General features: G+C 62.7%; 1 protein-coding gene and 2 pseudogenes. 1 reads left to right on the top strand and 2 read right to left on the bottom strand.

Annotation, left to right across the window (positions count from 1 at the left end):
• A pseudogene (locus PG892_RS22090) lies at positions 1–831 on the bottom strand (class I poly(R)-hydroxyalkanoic acid synthase); the annotation flags it as partial.
• A gap of 95 nt (positions 832–926) precedes the next feature.
• Entirely contained in the window at positions 927–1277 is a 351-nt protein-coding gene (locus tag PG892_RS22085) for a phasin family protein (protein ID WP_041211496.1), read from the bottom strand.
• A 294-nt stretch (positions 1278–1571) separates the two neighbouring features.
• Between PG892_RS22085 and PG892_RS22080 the strand changes: the two are divergent.
• Positions 1572–1925: pseudogene (locus PG892_RS22080) on the top strand (hypothetical protein); the annotation flags it as partial.

Below are 1925 nucleotides of genomic sequence, written 5' to 3'. Positions count from 1 at the left end.
GCGCGAGCAGCTATCACCCAGTAATGGGAATCCCCCTCCTGTGACGCGAAGCGCTAAGGTGGGGGAGGATGTCAAGATGTAGTACTTGTTGATGAAGGGGGGCACGACCAGCACCGGGGTCTTGCCCACCGTCGCTGTGGTCGGGCTGTACTGGATGAGCTCAAAGAGCTCGGTGCGCAGCACTACCCGGCCCGGGGTGGTCGCCAGATCCCGGCCGAGCTCGAAGGCGGACTCGTCGGTCAGGCGGATGTTGAGGTGATCGGCGCTGCGCTCCAGATCTTCGGCCAGGAGCGCAAGGCCGCGCACCAGATTCTGGCCGTCGGACTCCAGGGTGAGCTTGAGCAGCTCCGGGTTGGTGGCCAGGAAGTTGCTGGGAGCCATGGCGTTGACGTACTGGCGGGTGAAAAAGCGCAGTCGCTCCCGGCTCTTCTCGGGCACGCCCTCCAGGGCATCCACCGCCGCCAGCAGGTGTCTTGCGGTCAGCAGATAGGATTGCTTGAGGTAGTCATAGAGGGGTTGCTCGCTCCAGGCGTCGGCCTTGAAGCGGCGATCGCTGCGATCCGGGGTGATCACCGGCTCGCTCGGCTGGCCTGCACTCTTGAGCAGGGTGTGCTGCATCAGCTTGAGCTGATCCTGCCACCAGTTCATCTGGGACTGGATCAGCTGCCAGGGCTGCTGGCTGCCCTGCTCCAGCACCTGGCCCAGATCGTCCAGACTGGTCTGCAGCAGGGCCTGGGCGGTGCGCTCGGTCTGGGCTCTGGCCATGGCCAGCAGCTTGTCGTTGTAGTGGGCCAGGGCCTCGAACAGCGGGCCGTAAGATGATTGGCTCATGTGTTCTCCTTCACCCACGCCCGGGGCGGGCACTTGCCCGTTCTGTCGAGTCGTGGGGAGATGTGGCTGCCCGCAAGACGGGCAGCCAGGGGTTATCAGGCCTTGCCCGTGCTCTTCTTGATGCCATCTGCGGTCAGGGCATCCAGTTCTTCCTTGAACTGCTGGCCGAGGGTGCTGAGCTTCTGGATGTCATCCAGCATCTGGCGGGAGAGCTGGCTGGCGCTCTCCAGCTGCACGGTGCCGAGGGCCGCCAGGCTCTGGGCATCCTGCACCTTGCCGACGGCCTGCAACTGGTTGAGCCCCAGTTCGGCGTAGGCATTGGCGGACGCCAGTTGCAACCGGGTCAGCTGTTCGATGTTGCTGGCCAGCAGCTGGTTGTAGCGGGTGAGGGGAGCGGCAAAGCCTTGCATCTGCTCGGTAAAGCTCTTGATCACGTCCATATTCATCATGGGTCTCCGGTTCGGCAGAACACTGTTTTTGCGGGTCAATCGACCCTTCTTGCGGGTACAGCACGTCATCCCTGTGTTACGTGTTGTTTGCTCTGTTCAAACACACGTTTGAGAATTCTGCAACCAATCCACCTTTGGTATAAATGTTAGTTTCTGTTTGAATTTTCCAATCCGCCGAGAGAGCCATCCCCGGGTTCAGACGAGAGGTGACGCAGGGCAGGGGGCGGGGTCTCGTTCCCCGGGGCCTGCGCTGGTACCCTTGAGCCACACCCTCTTCACAAGGAATCCCCGATGAAACCGTTCGCCCTGCTGCTCGGCTGTGGTGCCCTGACCCTCGCCGGTGTCGCCCAGGCCAGCACGCCGGTCCAGATCTCCCTGCCCGGTGTCAACCTGCCCTCGTCCAATCAGGTGGAAGGGGCAAGGGCTTCCTTCCTCTACGGCCGCACCGGCCAGGTGAAGGGGATCGATCTGCCGGTGTTCGCCCTCTCCGACGTGGATCAGTTCACCGGCCTGCAGCTTGGTGTGTTCTTTGGCGCGAGCCGGGTGCGCCATCAGTTTGGCGGGGTCGCCATCTTAAATGCGAAAGGGGACTCCCTCCGACGTAGGTGGGAGAGGAATTTCGCCGGGGCGTCAGCCCCGCTGGTT

Origin of the sequence: Aeromonas sp. QDB68, assembly GCF_027707405.1 — a bacterium.
Classification (GTDB): domain Bacteria; phylum Pseudomonadota; class Gammaproteobacteria; order Enterobacterales; family Aeromonadaceae; genus Aeromonas; species Aeromonas caviae.
This window is presented reverse-complemented; position numbering and strand designations above follow the sequence as displayed.

Excerpts from the sequence above, each read along its gene's own strand:
- PG892_RS22085 (WP_041211496.1), bottom strand. The coding sequence starts at position 1,277 with ATGAATATGGACGTGATCAAGAGCTTTACCGAGCAGATGCAAGGCTTT.